Annotated in this window: 19 protein-coding genes; 10 read left to right on the forward strand and 9 right to left on the reverse strand. The window is 66.1% G+C overall.

The window, feature by feature from the left end; genetic code table 11:
* Positions 1 to 10: 10 nt before the first annotated feature.
* Positions 11 to 277 carry a DksA/TraR family C4-type zinc finger protein gene (locus tag AC0ZJQ_RS16625; RefSeq protein ID WP_008569678.1) on the reverse strand — a complete coding sequence of 89 codons (267 nt, stop codon included), beginning with the start codon at positions 275 to 277 and terminating at the stop codon, positions 11 to 13.
* A gap of 171 nt (positions 278 to 448) precedes the next feature.
* On the opposite strand from AC0ZJQ_RS16625, the gene AC0ZJQ_RS16630 reads away from it, so the two are divergent.
* The gene (locus AC0ZJQ_RS16630; RefSeq protein ID WP_476476956.1) at positions 449 to 1,171 is read left to right on the forward strand and encodes a TorF family putative porin; all 723 of its coding nucleotides are present in this window, start codon (positions 449 to 451) and stop codon (positions 1,169 to 1,171) included.
* A gap of 7 nt (positions 1,172 to 1,178) precedes the next feature.
* On the opposite strand, the gene AC0ZJQ_RS16635 is transcribed toward AC0ZJQ_RS16630, so the two are convergent.
* Together AC0ZJQ_RS16635 and AC0ZJQ_RS16640 are read right to left on the reverse strand one after the other, a co-directional pair.
* Positions 1,179 to 2,042: an isocitrate lyase/PEP mutase family protein gene (locus AC0ZJQ_RS16635; RefSeq protein WP_008569676.1), complete on the reverse strand. Its 864-nt coding sequence runs from the start codon at positions 2,040 to 2,042 to the stop codon at positions 1,179 to 1,181.
* 141 nt (positions 2,043 to 2,183) lie between these two features.
* Entirely contained in the window at positions 2,184 to 3,050 is an 867-nt protein-coding gene (locus AC0ZJQ_RS16640) for a DMT family transporter (RefSeq protein WP_008569675.1), read from the reverse strand.
* Positions 3,051 to 3,251: 201 nt separating this feature from the next.
* On the opposite strand from AC0ZJQ_RS16640, the gene AC0ZJQ_RS16645 reads away from it, so the two are divergent.
* The gene (locus AC0ZJQ_RS16645) at positions 3,252 to 3,737 is read left to right on the forward strand and encodes a GNAT family N-acetyltransferase (RefSeq protein WP_476477785.1); all 486 of its coding nucleotides are present in this window, start codon (positions 3,252 to 3,254) and stop codon (positions 3,735 to 3,737) included.
* Positions 3,738 to 3,743: 6 nt separating this feature from the next.
* Here the strand turns inward: AC0ZJQ_RS16645 and AC0ZJQ_RS16650 are convergent, their stop codons facing one another.
* The 6 genes from AC0ZJQ_RS16650 to AC0ZJQ_RS16675 form a co-directional block, all read right to left on the reverse strand.
* Positions 3,744 to 3,986 (reverse strand): DUF2789 domain-containing protein, encoded by a 243-nt coding sequence (locus AC0ZJQ_RS16650; RefSeq protein ID WP_008569673.1) that lies wholly within the window; start codon positions 3,984 to 3,986, stop codon positions 3,744 to 3,746.
* Between the two features lie 71 nt (positions 3,987 to 4,057).
* Positions 4,058 to 5,530: an AMP nucleosidase gene (gene amn / locus AC0ZJQ_RS16655; protein WP_008569672.1), complete on the reverse strand. Its 1,473-nt coding sequence runs from the start codon at positions 5,528 to 5,530 to the stop codon at positions 4,058 to 4,060.
* Between the two features lie 196 nt (positions 5,531 to 5,726).
* Positions 5,727 to 7,238: a succinate CoA transferase gene (locus AC0ZJQ_RS16660; protein ID WP_008569671.1), complete on the reverse strand. Its 1,512-nt coding sequence runs from the start codon at positions 7,236 to 7,238 to the stop codon at positions 5,727 to 5,729.
* A 517-nt stretch (positions 7,239 to 7,755) separates the two neighbouring features.
* Positions 7,756 to 8,868 carry a hypothetical protein gene (locus AC0ZJQ_RS16665; RefSeq protein ID WP_256211787.1) on the reverse strand — a complete coding sequence of 371 codons (1,113 nt, stop codon included), beginning with the start codon at positions 8,866 to 8,868 and terminating at the stop codon, positions 7,756 to 7,758.
* 57 nt (positions 8,869 to 8,925) lie between these two features.
* The gene (locus tag AC0ZJQ_RS16670; protein ID WP_008569669.1) at positions 8,926 to 10,572 is read right to left on the reverse strand and encodes an acyl-CoA dehydrogenase family protein; all 1,647 of its coding nucleotides are present in this window, start codon (positions 10,570 to 10,572) and stop codon (positions 8,926 to 8,928) included.
* A 146-nt stretch (positions 10,573 to 10,718) separates the two neighbouring features.
* Positions 10,719 to 12,704, reverse strand: a complete 1,986-nt coding sequence (locus AC0ZJQ_RS16675) for a sensor histidine kinase (RefSeq protein ID WP_476476957.1) — start codon at positions 12,702 to 12,704, stop codon at positions 10,719 to 10,721.
* A gap of 185 nt (positions 12,705 to 12,889) precedes the next feature.
* Between AC0ZJQ_RS16675 and AC0ZJQ_RS16680 the strand changes: the two genes are divergently transcribed.
* From AC0ZJQ_RS16680 to AC0ZJQ_RS16715, 8 genes are all read left to right on the forward strand, one after another.
* Positions 12,890 to 13,684 carry a bifunctional hydroxymethylpyrimidine kinase/phosphomethylpyrimidine kinase gene (locus tag AC0ZJQ_RS16680; protein ID WP_008569667.1) on the forward strand — a complete coding sequence of 265 codons (795 nt, stop codon included), beginning with the start codon at positions 12,890 to 12,892 and terminating at the stop codon, positions 13,682 to 13,684.
* 14 nt (positions 13,685 to 13,698) lie between these two features.
* Positions 13,699 to 14,340 carry a thiamine phosphate synthase gene (thiE, locus tag AC0ZJQ_RS16685; RefSeq protein WP_008569666.1) on the forward strand — a complete coding sequence of 214 codons (642 nt, stop codon included), beginning with the start codon at positions 13,699 to 13,701 and terminating at the stop codon, positions 14,338 to 14,340.
* A gap of 55 nt (positions 14,341 to 14,395) precedes the next feature.
* Positions 14,396 to 15,679: a glutamate-1-semialdehyde 2,1-aminomutase gene (hemL, locus tag AC0ZJQ_RS16690; protein ID WP_008569665.1), complete on the forward strand. Its 1,284-nt coding sequence runs from the start codon at positions 14,396 to 14,398 to the stop codon at positions 15,677 to 15,679.
* Positions 15,680 to 15,882: 203 nt separating this feature from the next.
* On the forward strand, positions 15,883 to 16,422 hold the full coding sequence (locus AC0ZJQ_RS16695; RefSeq protein ID WP_008569664.1) for a tetratricopeptide repeat protein: 540 nt from the start codon (positions 15,883 to 15,885) through the stop codon (positions 16,420 to 16,422).
* 94 nt (positions 16,423 to 16,516) lie between these two features.
* Positions 16,517 to 17,830: a tRNA (N6-isopentenyl adenosine(37)-C2)-methylthiotransferase MiaB gene (gene miaB, locus AC0ZJQ_RS16700; RefSeq protein ID WP_008569663.1), complete on the forward strand. Its 1,314-nt coding sequence runs from the start codon at positions 16,517 to 16,519 to the stop codon at positions 17,828 to 17,830.
* A 131-nt stretch (positions 17,831 to 17,961) separates the two neighbouring features.
* Positions 17,962 to 18,966 carry a PhoH family protein gene (locus AC0ZJQ_RS16705; protein ID WP_008569662.1) on the forward strand — a complete coding sequence of 335 codons (1,005 nt, stop codon included), beginning with the start codon at positions 17,962 to 17,964 and terminating at the stop codon, positions 18,964 to 18,966.
* Positions 18,959 to 19,441 (forward strand): rRNA maturation RNase YbeY, encoded by a 483-nt coding sequence (gene ybeY / locus AC0ZJQ_RS16710; RefSeq protein ID WP_155550737.1) that lies wholly within the window; start codon positions 18,959 to 18,961, stop codon positions 19,439 to 19,441. Before AC0ZJQ_RS16705 ends, ybeY begins: the two co-directional genes overlap by 8 nt.
* 10 nt (positions 19,442 to 19,451) lie before the next feature.
* Positions 19,452 to 20,291 (forward strand): HlyC/CorC family transporter, encoded by an 840-nt coding sequence (locus tag AC0ZJQ_RS16715; RefSeq protein ID WP_155550738.1) that lies wholly within the window; start codon positions 19,452 to 19,454, stop codon positions 20,289 to 20,291.
* Positions 20,292 to 20,302: the final 11 nt, after the last annotated feature.

Genomic DNA, 20,302 nt, shown 5'->3' on the forward strand with positions numbered 1-20,302 from the left:
CGCCGCGCAATCAGCGCAGCTGGCTGTCCTTGCTGCCTCGACGGTTGTAGCCGCTGAAGGCGGCCTCCTGCTTGTCCGCCTCAGCCTGGCAGGCAATGCACAAACGCACGCCGGGCACGGCCTGGCGGCGAGCCTCGGGGATCGCCACGCCGCATTCCTCGCAATGTTTCAGGCTTTCGCCGCGCGCCAGCCTGCTGCGGGCGCGCTGCACCGCGTCGTCAATGGTGCTGTCGATCTGCTCCTGGACGGCGCCGTCGCCGGCCCAACCTGTTGCCATGATCACCTCCCGCAGCGCCTGGTTGCTGCTCTGACTTTTGACGCCGGCCCGGCGGTGGCGCTCACCATCGGCACGACCGCCGGTCGATAGCGGCCGCGCGGCCGACGGATGGTGCCGCCGCCGCGTCGTCAGCGCCTATCCTGCGCCGGTTGCAAATCTGCGTCAAAACCCATGCACCGCTTCACTCCACTCCTCGCCGGCCTGCTGCTGATGGCGGGCTGCGCCGGTCAGCCAGGCACGCTCGAGCGCGACCTTGGCGCGTTCGATCTCACGCTCGGCACCGAACCCGTGCGCAGCATGGCCCAGGGCCTGGTGCAGCCGGGCGCGAGCGGCGCGTTCCACGGCGGCCTCGACCTCAGCCACGCCAGCGGCCTGTATGTTGGCCAGTGGACGCCGAGCGTCGGCCTCACCGAGGGCCGCCAGCTGGAAGTCAATTCCTACCTCGGCTATCTGCAGCAAGCGGTGGACGGCCAGCTCGGCTACGAACTCGGCCTGATGCGCTACAGCTTCCCGGAAAGCGACGACTGGGGGCGTTTGCAGTATTACGGCGGCCTCACGCTGGGCAGCCGCAGCCTTGGCGCGGCGTTGAACAGCACGGCCGAGCGCCGCGACAGCACGTTGTATCTCGATCTGGGCCGGGTGACGCCCTTCGGTGTCGGGGTGCGGCTGAGCTACTCCAGCCACGCGCTGGCCACCCCGCACCGGTTCGCCGGCGGCAGCGTCAGCCTGTTCAGCGACTGGTCGCTCAATCTGACGCGCCCTTGGCTCGGCCTGCAGTTCGATCTTTCCTACAGCGATTCGAATCTGCAACGCGCCGAGTGTGGCGCCTATTCCGGGCGCAACCCGCGCTGTGACGGCCTGCTGACCCTGCGCGCGGAGCGCCGGCTGTTCTGAGCGCGGCTCATTCCTTGACCTGCATGTACTCCTCGGCCCAGACCACGTATTCGTCGGCTGTTGAGTACTTGACCGACAGCTGCGAGGCGTTGAGGTCCAGCGCATCGATCTGCCGCTGCTCGCGCAGGCAGTCGTAGGTGGCCTTGATCGCGGCGAAGTAGGCGGCGTGGCCGTTGACCACGATACGCACGCCAAGCGCGGCCAGGCGGGCGTTGTCACGCAGGTTGGGGTTGCCGTAGGTGACGAGCATCAGCGGCCGGGTCAGCTGGCTGGCGATGCTTTGCAGGTGGTCGAAATCCTCGATGCCGACCAGGCAGATCGCGTCGGCGCCGGCCTTCTCGTAGGCCTGGGCACGGGCGATCACTTCCTCGAAACCGATCACGCCGGCGTTGGTGCGAGCGATGATGGCCATCTGCGGATCGATCCGCGCCTCCAGCGCCGCGCGGATCTTGCCGACCGCCTCGAACATGCCGATCAGGTCGGTGGACTTGCGGCCGAATTTGGCCGGCAGCAGGGTGTCCTCGATGGTCAGCGCGGAGATGCCGGCACGTTCCAGCTCGGTCACCGTGCGCATGACGTTGAGCGCGTTGCCGTAGCCGTGGTCGGCGTCGGCCAGCACCGGCAACTGGGCGACCCGGCAGATGCGCGTGGCCTGCTCGACGAACTCGCTGAGGGTGATGAGGTTGAAGTCCGGGGCCGCGAGCACCTGCAGCGACGCCACCGAGCCGCCGAGAATGCCCACCTCGAAGCCGAGGTCGGCGGCGATGCGTGCCGACATCGGGTCGAACACCGAGGCGGTGTGGAAGCAGCGGTCAGCCGCGAGCAGCTGGCGGAAGTTCTTGCGCAGATCGTGGTGCGAGATTCGTAGCATTGTTGGTCACCTGGTCAAACAGCACGCAAAGGGGTCGGGTTGCCCCTGTCGAAACACCTTGTTGGAAGCTGTCCGCGGGGTCAAACGACACATTCGCTGAACCCCGCGGGAAAACCGCTCGCCGACGCCGCGAACGAACGCTCAGGCCGGCACCCGCCGCCGTTGTACGTAGGCCATGCCCAGCCCGCTGGCGATGATGATCGCCATGCCCAGCAGCGCGCCGCCGTCCGGTGCATGGCCGAAGGCGAAGAAGCCGACGATGCCGGCGAAGACGATCTGTCCATAGGTGAACGGCGCCAGCATCGCGGCGCTGGCGTAGCGGAACGCCTGGGTCAGTAGCAGGTGGCCGAGCATCGCCATGCCGCCGAGCGCGGCCATCAGCGCGGCGTCGTGCAGGGTCGGCGTGCGCCAGTTGAACAGCACCAGCCCGCTCAGCACCACGCAGCCGACCAGGCTGGTGAGGTAGTTGCTGGTGACTGGATGCTCCGTGCCAGCGAGGCGACGGGTCACCAGTTGGTAGAGCGTGAACGACAGCGCGGCGCCGAGCGGCAGCAGCGCCGCCGGCGTAAACAGCGCCGAGCCCGGCCGCACGATGATCAGCACGCCGAGCAGGCCGAAGCCGACGGCGATCCACTGGCTGCGGCCGATCCGCTCGCCGAGCAGCGCCGAAGCGATGGTGACCAGCACCGGCGTGAGGAAGATCACCGCGGTGGCCTCGGCCAGCGGGATGTAGTGCAGGCCGTTGATGAACAGCAGGCTGACGCCAACCAGGCTCAGCCCGCGCAGCAACTGCGCCCCGGGCCGCCGGGTGCGCAGCACGCGCGGCCCCATGCGCGGCACGAACAGCAGCGTCATCAGCACGGTCTGCGCGATGTAGCGCGCCCAGATCACCAGGAACACCGGGTACAGCCCGGACAGGTGCTTGGCCAGGCCGTCATGGCTGGCCAGCAGCAGGCCCGAGAGCAGAATCAGCAGAACCCCATAGAGCGGGTGACGACCATCGTTCAAGGCAACTTCCGAACACCTGTTAGCAGGCTAAGCATTATGCCTGCCTCGGCCTCCGCGCGCAGGCGGAATTCGACCGGCGCGCCGCTGGCGGTCGCCTGACGGCCGAAACGCCGGACTTTTGCGCTATGATCGCGGCCTTTTGCCGGGCCGCACGGCGTTTCGCGGTGTTTGAGCGTAGTCGAGATGTATCAGTTGAGAGCGATGCAGGAGCGCGATATCCCTGCCGTCCTGGCGATCCAGGAAGAGTCTTATGCCGCCGCGGTGCTGGAAGACGAGGCGGTGATCCGTTCACGGCTGGCAGCCTGTCCGGAGCTGGCCTGGGTTGCCGAAGACGCCGGGGGCGTGTGTGCCTACCTGTTCGCCTACCAGTCGCGACTCGGCAGGATCACCCCGCTGGACGGTGAGTTCGAGCCACATGCCGAGGCCGACTGCCTGTACCTGCACGACCTCGCCGTGGCGCGCCGCGCCGGCGGCCGCGGCATCGGCCCGGCGCTGGTGCGACGCAATCTGCAGCAGGCGCAGGCCGCCCGGCTGCGTTACTCGGCGCTGGTCTCGGTACAGGACTCCGCCGAATTCTGGTCGCGTCAGGGCTATCGCGCCCACGACGGGCTGGAACCGCAGCAGGCCGACAACCTCGCCAGCTACCCGATTCCGGCGCTGTACATGGTGCGCAACCTGCACCCTTGAGCGGCCTCAGGCGCTGGCGCGGCGCAGTGCCAGGCTGAGCCGGTCGACCACCTCGGCCCAATCGGCATCCTCGAGCAGCTCATCACGCAGAAAAGCCGCCTGGGCGGGGTTCCAGAACGGCGCGTCGGCCAGGCGCATGCCCTCCGGCAACGGCGCGTGCGTGTCGATGAAGCGCCGGATCGAGGCGTCGTCGTTGGGCAGGCCCAACTGCTCGAACAGGTTGTGGAAGGCGTGGATCGACTGTTCCATGTGAACCTCCGATGGCTGAAGCAGGAATGCGACGATCTTCAGTATCGTCCATTCCCGCCTCGGCGCACGGTTCAGCGGAACGGCGGCTCGTCGAAACTGCGCAGCTTGCGCGAATGCAGCGAGTGCTGCTGGCTGCGCAGCAGGTCCAGCGCGGTGATGCCGATCTTCAGGTGCTGGGTCACGGCACGCTCGTAGAACGCATTGGCCGAGCCGGGCAGCTTGATCTCGCTGTGCAGCGGTTTGTCCGACACGCAGAGCAACGTGCCGTAGGGCACCCGCAGGCGATAGCCCTGGGCGGCGATGGTGCCGCTTTCCATGTCCACCGCCACCGCGCGCGACAGGTTGATCAGCGGCCGCTCCTGCGCCCAACGCAGCTCCCAGTTGCGGTCGTCGTAAGTCAGCACGGTGCCGGTGCGCAGGCGTTTTTTCAGCGCCTCACCCTTCTCGCCGGTGATCTGCGCCGCGGCTTCCTGCAGCGCCTGCTGCACCTCGGCCAGCGCCGGCAACGGGATGTGCGGCGGCAACACGCGGTCGAGGATGCCATCGCGGCGCATGTAGGCGTGCGCCAGCACGTAGTCGCCAATGGACTGCGACTGCCGCAGCCCGCCGCAGTGGCCGATCATCAGCCAGCAGTGCGGACGCAGCACGGCCAGGTGATCGGTGATGTTCTTGGCGTTGGACGGGCCGACACCGATGTTGATCAGGGTGACGCCGTGGCCGTCTTCGGCGATCAGGTGGTAGGCCGGCATCTGGTAACGATGCCAGAGCACGCCGCCGATGATCGCCTGCGCCTCGCCCTCCTCCATGCCGCGCTCGATGACCACGTTGCCCGGCAGCACCATGCGCACGAAGCGGGTGTCGTCGCGCAGCATGTCGAGGCCGTGGCGGATGAACTGGTCGACGTAGCGGTGATAGTTGGTCAGCAGGATCCACGGTTGCACGTGGCGCCAGTCGCTGCCGGTGTAGTGCACCAGCCGACGCAGGGAGAAATCCACCCGCGCGCCGTCGAACAGCGCCAGCGGATACGGATCGGCATGCTCCCAGTCGTAAAGGCCGTCGGCGATGTCGTCGGTCGCCGCCGACAGATCGGTGCTGGGGAAGACCCGCGCCAGCTCGGCGGCGGTCACGCCGCTGCCGGCCAGCTCGTCGCCCTGCTCGATGACGTACGGATAGGGAATGTTGCGCTCGCTGATGCCGACCTCAATCTTGACGTTGAAGTCGTGCATCAACGGCCGCAGCTGGTCGAGCAGGTAGGCGCGGAACGCCGCCGGATGGGTCACGGTGACGCTGTAGACGCCCGGCGCCTGCACCTTGGCGTAGGCACGGGTGGAAGCCGGCACCTCGCCGTGGCATTCGTAGGTCAGACGCAGCTCCGGGTAGCGGAACAGATCGCGTTCTTCCGTACTCGGCTCGGTGCGGTCGGCGACGTAGCGCTTGAGTGCCCGGTTGAGCGCAGCCGTGGCGCGCTGGTGAAGCTCGGCCAGGTGATCGACCGCGGCCTCGGCAGAGCTGGCGACGGTGAAACGCTGGGTATCGGGAGTCATGCGGCAAGGTCCTGTCTGTGCGAATGGCGGTATCTTGGCCGGAATCCTTTACGAATGTACATGCCGCACGACCGCCACGGCGCCTGCGCGCAGGCATAAAAAAACCGACGCCGGCTGCCCGGCATCGGTTTCTTCGGAGGGTTCCAGCAGCGCTCGAAAAGTCGGGCGACCGCCGGTCCCGTCACTCAGCTGACAATTACTTGTTCAGCTTCATGGTGCCGTGCTCGGCCAGGTGGGTGTGCCAGGAGAAGGCCTTCTCCAGCACGTGCGGGGTATGACCGCCGCGCGCCTTGGCCTCTTCCAGGTAGTCCAGCGCCTGCTGCTTGTAATCGGGGTGCATGCAGTTGGCGATGATGCGCTGGGCGGCTTCAGCCGGAGCCAGGCCACGCAGATCGGCATAACCCTGCTCGGTGATGATCACGTCGACGTCGTGGTTGGTGTGGTCGACGTGAGTCACGAACGGCACGACCGACGAGACGTTGCCGTTCTTCGCGGTGGAGGCGGTCACGAAGATGGTGATGCGGGCGTTGCGGGCGAAGTCACCCGAGCCGCCGATACCGTTCATCATGTGGGTGCCGCTGACGTGGGTGGAGTTCACGTTGCCGTAGATGTCCACTTCCAGCGCGGTGTTGAAGGAGATGATGCCCAGACGACGGATGACTTCCGGATGGTTGGAGATTTCCTGCGGACGGAACACCACCTTGCCGGCGTACTTGGCCATGTCGGAAGCGAGGTTTTCCACGCGCTTCTTGGACAGGGAGAACGCGGTACCGGCAGCGAACTTCACCACGCCGGCGTCGATCAGGTCGAACACGCCGTCCTGCAGCACTTCGGAGGCCACGACCAGGTCCTTGAACTCGGAGGTGCGCATGCCGTTCAGCACGGCGTTGGCCACGGAACCCACACCGGATTGCAGCGGCGCCAGGCTGTTGGTCAGGCGGCCGGATTTCACTTCGGCACGCAGGAAGTCCAGCAGGTTGTCGGCGATCTTCTGGGTTTCTTCGTTCGGCTCGAACAGCGGCGATGGGATGTCCGGCTGGCTGGACAGCACGATGCCGCGCACCTTGGCCGGATCGACCGGAATACCGACGGTGCCGATACGGGTGCTGACATCGAATACCGGGATGGCTTCGCGAGTGTTCTCGCCGGCCGGACCCGGGATGTAGATGTCGTGCATGCCTTCGTATTCACGCGGAGCGGAGGTGTTCAGCTCGATGATCACGTGCTTGGCGGTCTGAACGAAGATCGGCGAGTTGCCCACCGAACCGGTCGGGATGATCTGGCCGTCCTCAGTGATGGCGGCGGCTTCGATGATCGCGTAGTCGACCTGCGGCAGTACGCCCTGGCGGATCAGCTCGGCCATGTGCGACAGGTGCTGGTCGATGTAGAGGATCTCGCCGGCGTTGATCTTCTTGCGCTGTACCGGGTTGCCCTGATACGGGATGCGCTTGTTGATGATGCCGGCCTCGGCCATGGCCTGGTCAGCCGCCGGGCCCATGGAAGCGCCGGTGAACAGGTTGACCTTGAACTTCTCGTTCTGGCCACGCGCGGACAGGGCGCGCGGGAACTCCTTGGGCTCACCGAACAGGGTGAAACCGCTCATACCCAGCGTCATGCCGTCTTCGATCCACGACGCGGCCTCTTCTGCCGAGACAACCTTATCGAGAAACGCCGCGTTGCGAATGTACTTGTTTAGATCCGTTGCCATGAATTCACCTCTGAAACTCATCGAATGCTCGTCCGTGAAGGCTCTGCATAGAATTAGCTAGTGCCTGACGAGGCATGGAGACGGCGGCTTCAAGTTCGGAGACAAAACGCCCATGTCTTTTGCCGCTCAATCCGTCGGAACCTCAAAAAATCATGCCGCGCTTGCAACCCCGTAGTGTAGTCGCTCGCTTTATTCTAGGGTCTTCAGCTCGTTTGGCTGTTATACGAAGGTACTAGCAAACCTACGGGACAAAGAGCCCAAAGCTGGTATAGACGGGGCGAGAGTAACCGGCAAATCGGCCGGCACGAGCCTGCTGGCACCGCCTTACAGCTGCGGCGCACTGTGCGCCAGCCACGCGCCGATAGCCAGCCCCACCCGCCGGCGGCGCTCGGTAGAGCCGTGGCGCCTGGCGCTGAAACTCAAAAAATCGCTCAGCGGACTTCCCGAACTGCGTCGTCCACGCTCAATGCAGTTCTGCGGGCAAGGCCACGACGCCCGCCGATGACGGTACCGCCGCTCAAACGGCCAGATCGACCTGCTGCACACTGCCCACCTGGCCATTCTCGAACAGAAACAACCCGGTGCTCCTGACCCGCCCTTCCAGTTGCTGCTGGGCGATCAGGTCGAAGTCACCATACGCACGCGCCAGACCGATGGCGCCGACTCCGGCGGAGCGCAGATCAACCTGTTCGCCAGTGCCTTGCGCGTCCGGGCGCCACAGGCGGAGTTGCTCGAAGATGCTGTCACCCTCGTCAATGAAGCCGTTGCCGTCCTCGTCATACGCGCTCAGATCGGCGAAGCCATCGCCGGAGAGGGCGCCAAACAGCTCGCGACCGTCATCGACACGACCATTGCCATTGCGGTCCAGCGCCAGGAAGGCGCTGCCGGAGGCAAGACTGGCCAGGCTGTCGCGGTCTCCGTCGGCATCCAGATCGAAGCCGACGCGGCTGCTGGCATCCAGGCGTACCGGGCCGCCCCCGAGGTTGAGCACCAGCGGGTCCTGCAATACGGCACCGGCACGCATCGAAACGCTGGCGCTGCTGTATTGCACGCTGAGCATTTCGAGGCTGAGCCCGTACTGGATCGTGCGGCCGTCGGCGGTGCTGACCGTACCGCTGGCGCTGACGCTCAGCGACTCGCCGCGCCATTCCTGCACGCTGTACTGGTAGTTCAGAAAATCGCCATTCCCAGTCGCCTCCACCTGCGGCATGGCACCGCCTGCAGATGGCGCCGCTGGCGCTGGCATGGACAAGCCCGCGGAGAGCTTGTCGAGGGTGGCGTCGATCTCCTCAACCTCGCGTCCCAGCACCGCCAGCAACATACGCAGTTTGCGCAGGCTTTCTTCGTCGGGCGTGAAATCCAGGCTATGTGCGCCGTCCGCCGTGGCGGCCGGGGCCGCTTGCGGCAGGCCGTCCGCCAGGCTTTCCAGTTGTTTCGACGAGATCGCCGGCCGGTCCTGGGCAAGATGTACTTCAGCACGGCTGGAGCTGCTCACTTCGCTGCGCTCGTGCCGACTGATCTGCAGCCGCTGGCCACCACGCTGCATGTCCAGTGTCTCGTTGACCTCGCGTCCCGCCGTGTAATGCCGCTCGGCACTCAGCCCAAACTGTTCACTTGAGGTAATCCTCATGCCGCAACCCTCCGCTCATTGCCAGCATTTCGGCATCACTGAGCAAAAGTTGAGCAATTACCCCAAAGACGGGGCGCTGCGGCTGAGCAGCGCCTGGATATCGAGCCCTTTCGGCAAGGTGCCATAAACGCGCCCGTGTCCCTCCAGACGACTGGTGATAAACGCATCACTGACTGCAGAGTTACCCGCCTCCAGCAACAGCCCGGCCTGCAAGGCCACGGCGACATCCTCGGTGAGTTGGCGAGCGCGGTACTGGATATCGTCGGGATCGCGCAACGCCGTGCGAAGTCGCTCGATATGTAACTTCAGGCGCGCGTCGCCATGGCCGTCGCCGAGTACGTCGAACAGCGCGTCGAGCACACCGGCCTCCTTCGACAACGCACGCAGCACATCCAGGCACTGCACGTTGCCGGAGCCTTCCCAGATGGAGTTGACCGGCGCTTCGCGGTACAGGCGCGGCAGGATGGTTTCCTCGACGTAGCCAGCGCCGCCGAGGCATTCGCTGGCCTCGGCGATCATTTCCGGGGCGCGTTTGCAGATCCAGTACTTGCCGATGGCCGTGACCAGGCGGGCAAACTTGTCTTCACGCTCGTCATGGCGATTGTCCTGCGCGCGGCCCATGCGCAGCGTCAGCGCCAGCGCGGCTTCGCTCTCCAGCGCGAGGTCGGCCAGCACGTTGCGCATCAGCGGCTGCTCGATCAGCGCACGCCCGCCGACATGCCGGTAGGTGCAGTGATGCAGGGCCTGGGTCAGCGCCTGTCGCATCAGCGAGCTGGAGCCGATCATGCAGTCGAAACGCGTCGAGGCGACCATCTCGATGATGGTCGGCACGCCGCGCCCGTCCTCGCCGACCATCCAGGCCAGCGCACCGCGGTACTCCACCTCGCTGGAGGCGTTGGCCCAGTTGCCGAGCTTGTTCTTCAGTCGCTGAATATAGAGCTGGTTGCGCGTGCCGTCCGGGCGATGGCGCGGCAGCAGGAAGCACGACAGGCCCTTGTCGGTCTGCGCCAGGGTGAGGAAGGCATCGCACATCGGCGCCGAGCAGAACCACTTGTGGCCGACCAGTTCGTAGGGCTGGCCGGGGCCGCCGGCACCGACCGGAAACGCGCGGGTGCTGTTGGCGCGCACGTCGGTGCCGCCCTGTTTTTCGGTCATGGCCATGCCGATGGTGATGCCGGCCTTCTGCTCCATCGGCAGGTTGCGCGGGTCGTACTCGGTGGCGAGGATTTTCGGCAACCAGTGTTCAGCGAGATCCGGCTGCAGGCGCAGCGCCGGCACGCTGGCGTAGGTCATGGTCAGCGGGCAGCTGCTGCCCGCCTCGGCCTGATTGTGCAGATACATCAGCGCGGCGCGCGCCACCTGCGCACCGGGCTGCGGAGCGGTCCAGGGCAACGACGGAATGCCGTGGGCGATGGCCGTGCGCATCAGCTCGTGATAGGCCGGGTGAAATTCCACCACATCGATGCGATGGCCGTAGCGGTCGTGGGTACGCAGCACCGGCCGGTTTTCGTTGGCGAGAAAGCCCGCCGTCATCAGCGGTCCGCCGGCCAGCGCGCCGTAGGCGTCCAGCCGGACATCGGCCCAACCAGCGCCGAAGCGCTGCACCCACTGCCGCAGCGGCAGGTCGATGCGATAGAGATTGGCGCCGTCGAGCGGCGGCACCTGGTTGGTCACCTCATGGGTTTCGGCTGGCGGCAGGTTCATCGTGCATTCCTCGATCCAGTGACGGCACGGCTCGCTGACAGGCCGAGCGCGCTCTATGCAGGCGCCCTCAGGCGCGCTTGCTCAGCGGGAAGTGAAGCACGTCGATGGCGTGGCCGAGGCGCGGTATCGGCCAAAAGCGCCGCGTCTCAGGCAATCGAGCCGGACGGCGCAACCGGGCTGTGCTGCGATGCCGGCAGGCCCAGCGCCAGGCGCAGACGGAAACAGCTGCCGCAGCCCGGCTGCGACCGGTGGTCGAGCTGACCATCGAGCAGCGCGGCGAGCCGCCGGCTGATCGCCAGGCCGATGCCGAGGCCGCCGTAACGGCGCGTCAGCGAGGCGTCCAGCTGGCGGAACTGCTGATACAACGACGCATCGGCGGCCGCCCCGAAGCCGATGCCGGTGTCGATCACCTCGAACTGCAGCGGCAGTTGCAACGTGGCCTCGCCGGCCGGACTGACGCGCAGGGTGACACTGCCGGCGCTGGTGAACTTGATCGCGTTGTCCAGCAAATGACCGATGATCAGCGCGAGCTTCGGCGCATCGCCGAGCAGCCGATCAGGCAGCGCGGCGTCCAGCTCGACGGCAAATGCCAATCCCTTTTCGCCGGCCTTCGCGGCGAAGCGCTGCTTCAGGGTCTGGCTCCACTCATGCAGACTGAACGGCGCCCAAGCGGGCTGCAGCTTGCCGGCACGCAGCTCGCTGAGCAGCAAGATATCGTTGACCAGGCGCAGCATGTCGCGCGACGACTCGGTGGCGATACGCTGGTATTCGTCGCGCTCTGCGGGCGTCTGCGAGCCCGGCAGCAGCTCCAGTGCGCCCATCACGCCGATCATCGGTGTGCGCAGTTCGTGGCTGATGTTGGAGAGGAATTCGTCCTTGAAGCGGTTGCTTTCCGCCAGCTCGCGGTTGAGCTGCTCGAGCCCGGCGCGCGAGGCTTCGAGCAGGCTGGCGCGTTCGTCCTTGAGCACATTGATGCGGTCGGCCAGCGCCATCGACAGCAGCACCACCTCCAGCGCCGCGCCGATCTGGCTGGCGTACATCGTCAGGAAAGTGTTGGGCAGATAGCCCAGCACCATCAGCGTGTTGATCTGCCCGCCGATCAGCAGCGCGCTCCAGGCGAAGATGAAGTAGCGCGCCATGCGCATGCCACGCCACCACGCTGCTATGCCTGCGGCGAACACCGTCAGGGTGAACAGCAACGCCATGATCGTCGCCAGGCGCAGCGACACCCCATAGTCGGTCAACAGCGCCAGCGTCATCACCAGCGCACCGAGCCCCATCATCAGCCACAGCAGACGGTCGACCCACGGACTGTGCTCGGCCGTACGCAGGAAGCTGCGCGTGAACTGGCAGCCGAACAGGCCGGCCGCGCCGATTAGCAACGGTGTGGCGACGTTCGCCCACCAGGGGTTATCCGGCCAGAAATACTGCACCGCGGCGCCGTTGACCGACAGCTGGTAGAGACCGAACGAGGCGATATAGAGGATGTAGTACAGGTAGCTGCGATCACGGATGCTGACATAGATGAGCAGGTTGTAGACCAGCATCGCCAGCAGCACGCCATAGATCAGCCCCAGCGCATAGATGTGCCCAGGCCGCTCTTCGAGATACGCATGCACGCTCCACAGCGTCAGCGGAACCTGGATCGAGCCCTGACTCTGCACCCGCAGGTAGAAACGCTGCGGCTGGTTCGGCGGCAGCTCCAGCTCGAACAGGAAGTTGCCCTGCCCGATCTCGCGGCTGGCCCACGGCAGCGTGTCGCCAGTGGGCTGCGCGGCAAGGTAGCCGCCGCGGCCATCGGGACGGTAGAACTCGACACGATCCAGCGGTGGATAGCCCAGCTCCAGCAGCCAGCGCTGCGGCTGGCTGGGGTTCGTGGGCCGGTAGTTCAGATCGACGCGGATCCAGTAGGCCGCACGCGAGTAACCGCCATTGAACACGGCGGCCTCGTGCCGGCGAAACTGTCCAGCGAAGTCGACGGCACTGACCTGCTCGATAGTCGCCGTACCGCGCGGATCCTCATAGATATCCATGAGCGAGCCCAGTGGCACGCGGCGAGCGTGCTCGTCGAATTCGGCGGCCCCCGCCAGCAACGGCGACAGCGCGAGCAACAACAGAAGAAGAAAGCGCATGTCGTCTCGCTGATGCAGATCGAGGACACCACCGGCTCGACGCCCGGGCAGCGAGCGGTGCGACGGTCGGAGAGAATTATTGAAGTGCCGACAATCTAGCACAGCACTGCGACAATAAACCGCCACCAGCACGAGCGGCCGTGCCCCGCGCCCGCGCGCATGGTTTGGTGATAAGCTCGCCGGCCATGAAAACGCATACTTCCCGCCCCATCGTCCTCTGTCTCTCCGGCCACGACCCTGTCGGCGGTGCCGGCCTGCAGGCAGATATCGAAGCCCTGCTCGCCCAGGGCTGCCATGCCGCACCGACCGTTACCGCGCTCACCGTGCAGGACACCGTCGACGTCAGCGATTTTCGCGTGCTCGACCGCGAATGGGTACTCGCCCAGGCGCACGCGGTGATCGCCGACGTGCCGATCGCGGCCGTTAAGCTGGGCATGCTCGGCTCGGTGGAGATGGTCGACACCGTGCTCGAAATCATGCGCAAGCTGCCCGGCGTGCCGCTGATCTGCGACCCGGTGCTGCGTGCCGGCGGCGGCGGTGCGCTGGGCAAGGACGACGTCGGCTACGCCATGCGCGAGCGGCTGTTTCCAGTCGCCACCATCGCCACGCCGAACCTGCCCGAAGCACGCATCCTCGCCGAACTACCCGACGGCAGCGCCGACGAATGCGCCGAGCGCCTGCTGCCGCACATCCGCCACCTGCTGATCACCGGCGGCCACGGTGACGAACGCGAAGTGCACAACCGCCTGTACAGTCGCGACGGCAGCCGCCATGAATTCACCTGCGCGCGCCTGCCGGGCAGCTATCACGGGTCCGGCTGTACCCTGGCCAGCACCCTCGCCGGCCGTCTGGCGCTCGGCGAAGGCCTGAGCAGTGCGGTGCAGTCCGCGCTCGATTACACCTGGCGCACGCTGCGCGACGCCGAGGCACCGGGCCACGGTCAGTACATTCCGCGGCGCCTGCCGCTGGACCTGGCCTGAGGGGAGCGCTGCGCATGATGGGCACCACCGGACTTCGCGGCCTCTACGCCATCACCGACAGTCAGCTGCTAGCCGACGGCCGCCTGCTGCCCTATGTCGAAGCCGCACTCAAAGGCGGCGCGCGGCTGCTGCAGTATCGCGACAAGTCCGCCGAGCAGGCCCGCCGCCTGCGCGAGGCCGAGGCGCTGCGCGAGCTATGCGCCCGCCACGGCGCGCAGCTGATCATCAACGACGACGCCGAGCTGGCGGCACGGCTGGGCGTCGGCCTGCACCTGGGCCAGGAAGACGGCTCGCTGGCCGCCGCGCGCGCGCTGCTGGGTCCGCGCACGGTCATCGGCGCCACCTGCCATGCGCAATTGCCGCTCGCCGAGCAGGCCGTCGCCGAGGGCGCCAGCTACGTCGCCTTCGGCCGCTTCTTCAACTCCAATACCAAGCCCGGCGCGCCGGCCGCGGATGTCGCACTGCTACAAGCCGCCCGCAAGCGTTTCGGCGTACCGATCGCTGCGATCGGCGGCATCACCCTGCAGACCGCGCCACAACTGATCGCCGCCGGTGCCAGTCTGATCGCGGTGATCCACGCGCTGTTCGCCGCCGACTCCGCCGCCGAGGTGCAGCGTCGCGCCGAGGCGTTCAGCCAACTGTTCAGCCCATCCTGATTCCCAACGGCGAGCCGCGCCACGCCGGCCCGCCCTGCCATTCGCGAGGCCCCGCATGTCCCGTTCCGAAACCCTGTTCGCCAGCGCCCAGACCCACATTCCCGGCGGCGTCAACTCGCCGGTACGTGCCTTCCGCAGCGTCGGCGGCACGCCGCTGTTCCTCAAGCACGCCGAAGGCGCCTATGTGATCGACGAGGACGACAAGCGCTATGTCGACTACGTCGGCTCCTGGGGCCCGATGATCCTCGGCCACAGCCATCCCGAAGTGCTCGATGCGGTACGCCGCCAGCTCGACCACGGGCTGTCCTACGGCGCGCCGACGGCGATGGAAACGCAGATGGCCGAACTGGTCTGCAGCCTGGTGCCGTCGATGGAGATGGTGCGCATGGTCAGCTCCGGTACCGAGGCGACCATGAGCGCGATCCGTCTGGCGCGTGGCTACACCGGCCGTGACGCGATCATCAAGTTCGAGGGCTGCTACCACGGCCATTCCGACAGCCTGCTGGTCAAGGCCGGTTCCGGTGCGCTGACCCAGGGCGTACCCAGCTCGGCCGGCGTGCCGGCAGACTTCGCCAAGCACACCCTCACGCTGGCCTACAACGACCTCGCCGAAGTCGAGGCCACGCTGAAGGAGAAGGGCGAGCAGGTCGCCTGCATCATCGTCGAGCCGGTGGCCGGCAACATGAACTGCGTGCCGCCAGCGCCGGGCTTCCTCGCAGGCCTGCGCCGGCTGTGCGACGAGCACGGCGTGGTGCTGATCTTCGACGAGGTGATGACCGGCTTCCGCGTCGCCCTCGGCGGTGCGCAGGCGCACTTCGGCGTGACGCCGGATCTGTCCACCTTCGGCAAGATCATCGGCGGCGGCATGCCGGTCGGCTGCTTCGGCGGCAAGCGCGCCATCATGGAGTGCGTCGCGCCGCTCGGCCCGGTCTACCAGGCCGGTACGCTGTCGGGTAACCCGCTGGCCATGGCCGCCGGCCTGACCACGCTGAAGCTGATCAGCCGCCCGGGCTTTCACGCCGAGCTGACCGATTACACCAGCCGCATGCTGCAGGGCCTGCAGGATCGCGCCGATGCCGCTGGCATCCCGTTCGTCACCACTCAGGTGGGCGGCATGTTCGGCCTGTACTTCAGCGGCGCCGACGACATCGTCACCTTCGCCGACGTGATGGCCAGCGATGCCGAGCGCTTCAAGCGCTTCTTCCATCTGATGCTCGAGGGCGGCGTCTACCTGGCACCCAGCGCCTTCGAGGCCGGTTTCACCTCCATCGCCCACGGCGATGCCGAGCTGAAGATCACCCTGGACGCTGCCGAGCGGGCCTTCGCCAGCCTCAAGTGAGCCACCGTGTGTGGGCAGGACCACTCCCTGCCCACACGACCTCGAGACACTTCGCCACCTCTCGCGGCGACAGGCGACGGATAAACCGTCGCGGTGGGCGGAAAGGCTTTGTAAGCCCGCGGTCACTTATCCATAATGTGACCGCCGACGCGTTTGCGCCGGCCACGTCCGTAAACGCCCTGCTTCTCGAGGCGCCTCGATCCATGACCCGCACCGGCCGCATCCTGTCTTTGGGCTGTCTGCTGCTTTCGCCACTGCTGGCTGACGCCGGTGGCAATTCGCTGCTGATTCCGGCGACGGCGCGCTGCGCGCTGAACACCGTTCCCGAGGAACTGCCGGCGGCCCTGCGTGCGTGCCAACAGGCCGCCAGCGAGGGCGACCTGCAGGCGGCGTTCGAGCTGGGCGAGTTCTATTACGACGGCCGCCGCGCGCCGCGTGACCTGGCCAAGGCGCTGCACTGGTTCGAGCAGGCCTCCTTGCAGGGACACGCGACCGCTCAGCACCGCCTCGGCGTGATGTTCTTCCGCGGCGAAGGTGTGCGCGCAAACAACGTGCAGGCCTATGTCGTGCTGAAGATGGCCGCGGTCAACGGCGACGAAGATGCGCTCGACACCGCCGACCGGGTCGCCGAGCAGATGCGCCGCGATGAGCTGGAGATCGCCACCCAGGTGCTCGGCCAGATCTTCCGCGACTACCTGCTGGAACTGCAGGCCGCCGAAGGCCGCGAGCCGCTGCGCCCCTGAGCGGCCACCCGGCTTTCTTGACCGCCATGCTTTTATCGCTCTTGCGCTGCGCCTATAATCGCCGGTCATTTTTTGCACAACGCCGGCCCGTAACATGACCCGCAAGCTCTACATCGAAACCCACGGCTGCCAGATGAACGAGTACGACAGCTCGCGCATGGTCGACCTGCTGGGCGAACACCAGGCCCTGGAAATCACCGAGAATCCGGCCGAAGCCGATGTGATCCTGCTCAACACCTGCTCGATCCGTGAGAAGGCGCAGGAAAAGGTGTTCTCCCAGCTGGGCCGCTGGCGCGAGCTGAAGCAGGACAACCCGCAGCTGGTGATCGGCGTCGGCGGCTGCGTGGCCAGCCAGGAAGGCGCGGCGATCCGCGATCGCGCGCCCTACGTCGACGTGGTGTTCGGTCCGCAGACGCTGCATCGCCTGCCGGAAATGATCGACGCCGCGCGCACCACCCAGCAGCCGCAGGTGGACATTTCCTTCCCCGAGATCGAGAAGTTCGACCGCCTGCCCGAGCCGCGCGTCGACGGCCCCAGCGCCTTCGTCTCGGTGATGGAAGGCTGCAGCAAGTACTGCTCGTTCTGCGTGGTGCCCTACACCCGCGGCGAGGAAGTCAGCCGACCGATGGCCGATGTACTCGCCGAGATCATCCACCTGACCGAAAACGGCGTGAAAGAAGTCACCCTGCTCGGGCAGAACGTCAACGGCTATCGCCACGACGGTCACGACTTCGCCGACCTGCTGCACGCGGTGGCGGCGGTCGAGGGCATCGAGCGTATTCGCTACACCACCAGCCACCCGCTGGAGTTCTCCGACGCCATCATCCAGGCCCATGCCGACATCCCGCAGCTGGTGCGCTATCTGCACCTGCCGGTGCAGTCCGGCGCCGACCGCGTTCTCGCGGCGATGAAGCGCAACCACACGGCGCTGGAGTACAAATCGCGCATCCGCAAGCTCAAGGCGGCGGTGCCCGGTATTCTGATCAGTTCGGACTTCATCGTCGGTTTCCCCGGCGAGACCGAGAAAGACTTCGAGCAGACCATGAAGCTGATCGAAGAGGTCGGCTTCGACTTCTCCTACTCCTTCGTCTACAGCGCACGCCCGGGCACGCCGGCCGCTGACATGGCCGACGACACCCCGGACGAGGTGAAGAAGCAGCGCCTGGCCAGACTGCAGCACCGCATCAACGAGCTGGGCTTCGAAAATAGCCGACGGATGGTGGGTACCACCCAGCGCATCCTGGTGACCGATTACTCGAAGAAGGACCCGGGCATGCTCCAGGGCCGCACCGAGCACAACCGCATCGTCAACTTCCGCTGCGACAATCCCCGGCTGATCGGCCAGTTCGTCGACGTACACATCGACGACGCCCTGCCCCACTCGCTGCGTGGCACTTTGCTGCCTTGAGTCGCGCACCGCACGCCCCCATGTGAACGCAGCGGGGGCCGTGCCGCCCATGCAACTGCGCTTTTCGCATCGCGCGCGCAGCGCTATTCTCCATTCATCTATCCGCCGAGTCCGGCCACACCTACAAGCCCTTGAACGCACCCATAGAACCTCATCGCTTCACCCTCGAACCCTTTGAAGCCCGCCGCTTCGCCAATCTCTGCGGCCAGTTCGACGAGCACTTGCGCCTGATCGAACAGCGCCTCGCGCTGGAAATCCGCAACCGCGGCAACCAGTTCGAGCTGGTCGGCCCGACCGACGCGGCCAAGTCCGCCGAAAACCTGTTGCGCCGCCTGTACCGCGAAACCAAGACCACCGAGCTGTCGCCGGACATGGTGCATCTGTACCTGCAGGAATCGGGTCTGGAAGAGCTGGCCAACCCCAGCGCTCACCAGGGCGTGGCCCTGCGCACCAAGAAGGGCATGATCCGCCCGCGCGGCGCCAACCAGCAGCGCTACGTCAAGGCGATCCTCGACAACGACATCAACTTCGGCATCGGCCCGGCCGGGACCGGCAAGACCTACCTGGCGGTGGCCGCCGCGGTGGACGCCCTGGAGCGCGAACAGATTCGTCGCATCCTGCTGGTGCGCCCGGCAGTGGAAGCAGGCGAGAAACTCGGCTTCCTGCCCGGCGACCTGGCGCAGAAGATCGATCCCTACCTGCGTCCGCTGTACGACGCGCTCTACGAGATGCTCGGTTTCGAGAACGTGGCGCGGCTGATCGAGAAGCAGGTGATCGAGATCGCCCCGCTGGCCTACATGCGCGGCCGTACGCTGAACAACAGTTTCATCATCCTCGACGAAAGCCAGAACACCACCCAGGAACAGATGAAGATGTTCCTCACCCGCATCGGCTTCGGCTCCACTGCGGTGATCACCGGCGACATCACCCAGGTCGACCTGCCGCGCGGCACCAAAAGCGGCCTGGCCCACGTGATCGAGGTGCTCAAGGGCGTCAACGGCATCAGCTTCACCCACTTCCAGCCCAAGGACGTGGTCCGCCATCCGCTGGTGCAGCGTATCGTCGAAGCCTACGAGTCGTTCGAAGACCGTCACGCCCAGGCCAGCCACCGTAGCGCAGACAATCGCCATGATTGAACTGGACGTACAGCTGGCCAGCACCGGCAAGGTCCCGACCGCTGCCGAGCTACAGCGCTGGTGTGAACTGGCGCTGCGCCAGCGCAGCGGCGACTCCGAGCTGACCATCCGCATGGTCGACGAGGAGGAAGGCCGCGAGCTGAACCGCACCTGGCGGCACAAGGACTACCCGACCAACGTGCTGTCGTTCCCCACCGACGTGCCGGACGAGTTCCTCGACATCCCGCTGCTCGGCGACCTGGTGATCTGCGTGCCGGTGGTCGAGCGTGAGGCCGTCGAACAAGGCAAGCCGCTGACCGCGCACTGGGCGCATCTGGTCATCCACGGCTGCCTGCATCTGCTTGGTTACGATCACATCGAGGATGCCGAGGCCGAGGAAATGGAAGCACTGGAGCGTCAGCTCCTGGCCGAGCTCGGCCATCCCGACCCCTACGCCGAACTTTCGCCCGAGACGGGCACCGACAAGGACTCTTGAGTCGCACACCATGAGCGAAGATCGATCGACCAGCGGGCAGAAGTCCTGGCTGGAAAAACTCACCCAGGCTTTTGTCCATGAGCCGAAGACGCGTCAGGACCTGCTGGATATCCTGCGCGAAGCCCATCAGAACAAGCTGCTCGACAACGAGGCGCTGGCCATCGTCGAGGGCGCCATCCAGGTCGCCGACCTGCAGGTGCGCGACATCATGGTGCCGCGCTCGCAGGTAATCAGCATCCGCGCCGATCAGTCGCCCCGGGAGTTCCTGCCGGCGGTGATTTCGGCCGCGCATTCGCGTTACCCGGTCGTCGGCGAAAGCCTCGACGAAATCATCGGCGTGCTCCTGGCCAAGGATCTGCTACCGCTGATCCTTCGCGAGGAGCAGCACGATTTCGACATCAAGGAGCTGCTGCGGCCGGCGACCTTCGTCCCGGAATCCAAGCGCCTCAACGTGCTGCTGCGCGAGTTCCGCGCCAATCACAACCACATGGCCATCGTCATCGACGAGTACGGCGGCGTCGCCGGCCTGGTGACCATCGAGGACGTGCTGGAGCAGATCGTCGGCGACATCGAAGACGAGCACGATGTCGAGGAAGACAGTTACATCCGTCCGCTACCCAGCGGCGACTTCCTGGTCAAGGCGCTGACGCCGATCGACAGCTTCAACGAATTCTTCGGCAGCGAATTCCCGGACGACGAATTCGACACCGTCGCCGGGCTGGTGATGAGCACCTTCGGCCACCTGCCCAAGCGCAACGAGATCACCGAGATCGACGGCTTCCGCATCCGCGTGCTGAACGCCGACAGCCGTCGCGTGCACATGCTGCGGGTCAGCCGGCTGACCGCCTGATCGCGGCAGGC

The organism is Stutzerimonas sp. 21-1, from assembly GCF_056336065.1.

Excerpts from the sequence above, each read along its gene's own strand:
- AC0ZJQ_RS16625 (WP_008569678.1), bottom strand. The coding sequence starts at position 277 with ATGGCAACAGGTTGGGCCGGCGACGGCGCCGTCCAGGAGCAGATCGAC.
- AC0ZJQ_RS16630 (WP_476476956.1), top strand. The coding sequence starts at position 449 with ATGCACCGCTTCACTCCACTCCTCGCCGGCCTGCTGCTGATGGCGGGC.
- AC0ZJQ_RS16635 (WP_008569676.1), bottom strand. The coding sequence starts at position 2,042 with ATGCTACGAATCTCGCACCACGATCTGCGCAAGAACTTCCGCCAGCTG.
- AC0ZJQ_RS16645 (WP_476477785.1), top strand. The coding sequence starts at position 3,252 with ATGCAGGAGCGCGATATCCCTGCCGTCCTGGCGATCCAGGAAGAGTCT.
- AC0ZJQ_RS16650 (WP_008569673.1), bottom strand. The coding sequence starts at position 3,986 with ATGGAACAGTCGATCCACGCCTTCCACAACCTGTTCGAGCAGTTGGGC.
- amn (WP_008569672.1), bottom strand. The coding sequence starts at position 5,530 with ATGACTCCCGATACCCAGCGTTTCACCGTCGCCAGCTCTGCCGAGGCC.
- AC0ZJQ_RS16660 (WP_008569671.1), bottom strand. The coding sequence starts at position 7,238 with ATGGCAACGGATCTAAACAAGTACATTCGCAACGCGGCGTTTCTCGAT.
- AC0ZJQ_RS16665 (WP_256211787.1), bottom strand. The coding sequence starts at position 8,868 with ATGAGGATTACCTCAAGTGAACAGTTTGGGCTGAGTGCCGAGCGGCAT.
- AC0ZJQ_RS16670 (WP_008569669.1), bottom strand. The coding sequence starts at position 10,572 with ATGAACCTGCCGCCAGCCGAAACCCATGAGGTGACCAACCAGGTGCCG.
- AC0ZJQ_RS16675 (WP_476476957.1), bottom strand. The coding sequence starts at position 12,704 with ATGCGCTTTCTTCTTCTGTTGTTGCTCGCGCTGTCGCCGTTGCTGGCG.
- AC0ZJQ_RS16680 (WP_008569667.1), top strand. The coding sequence starts at position 12,890 with ATGAAAACGCATACTTCCCGCCCCATCGTCCTCTGTCTCTCCGGCCAC.
- thiE (WP_008569666.1), top strand. The coding sequence starts at position 13,699 with ATGATGGGCACCACCGGACTTCGCGGCCTCTACGCCATCACCGACAGT.
- hemL (WP_008569665.1), top strand. The coding sequence starts at position 14,396 with ATGTCCCGTTCCGAAACCCTGTTCGCCAGCGCCCAGACCCACATTCCC.
- AC0ZJQ_RS16695 (WP_008569664.1), top strand. The coding sequence starts at position 15,883 with ATGACCCGCACCGGCCGCATCCTGTCTTTGGGCTGTCTGCTGCTTTCG.
- miaB (WP_008569663.1), top strand. The coding sequence starts at position 16,517 with ATGACCCGCAAGCTCTACATCGAAACCCACGGCTGCCAGATGAACGAG.
- ybeY (WP_155550737.1), top strand. The coding sequence starts at position 18,959 with ATGATTGAACTGGACGTACAGCTGGCCAGCACCGGCAAGGTCCCGACC.
- AC0ZJQ_RS16715 (WP_155550738.1), top strand. The coding sequence starts at position 19,452 with ATGAGCGAAGATCGATCGACCAGCGGGCAGAAGTCCTGGCTGGAAAAA.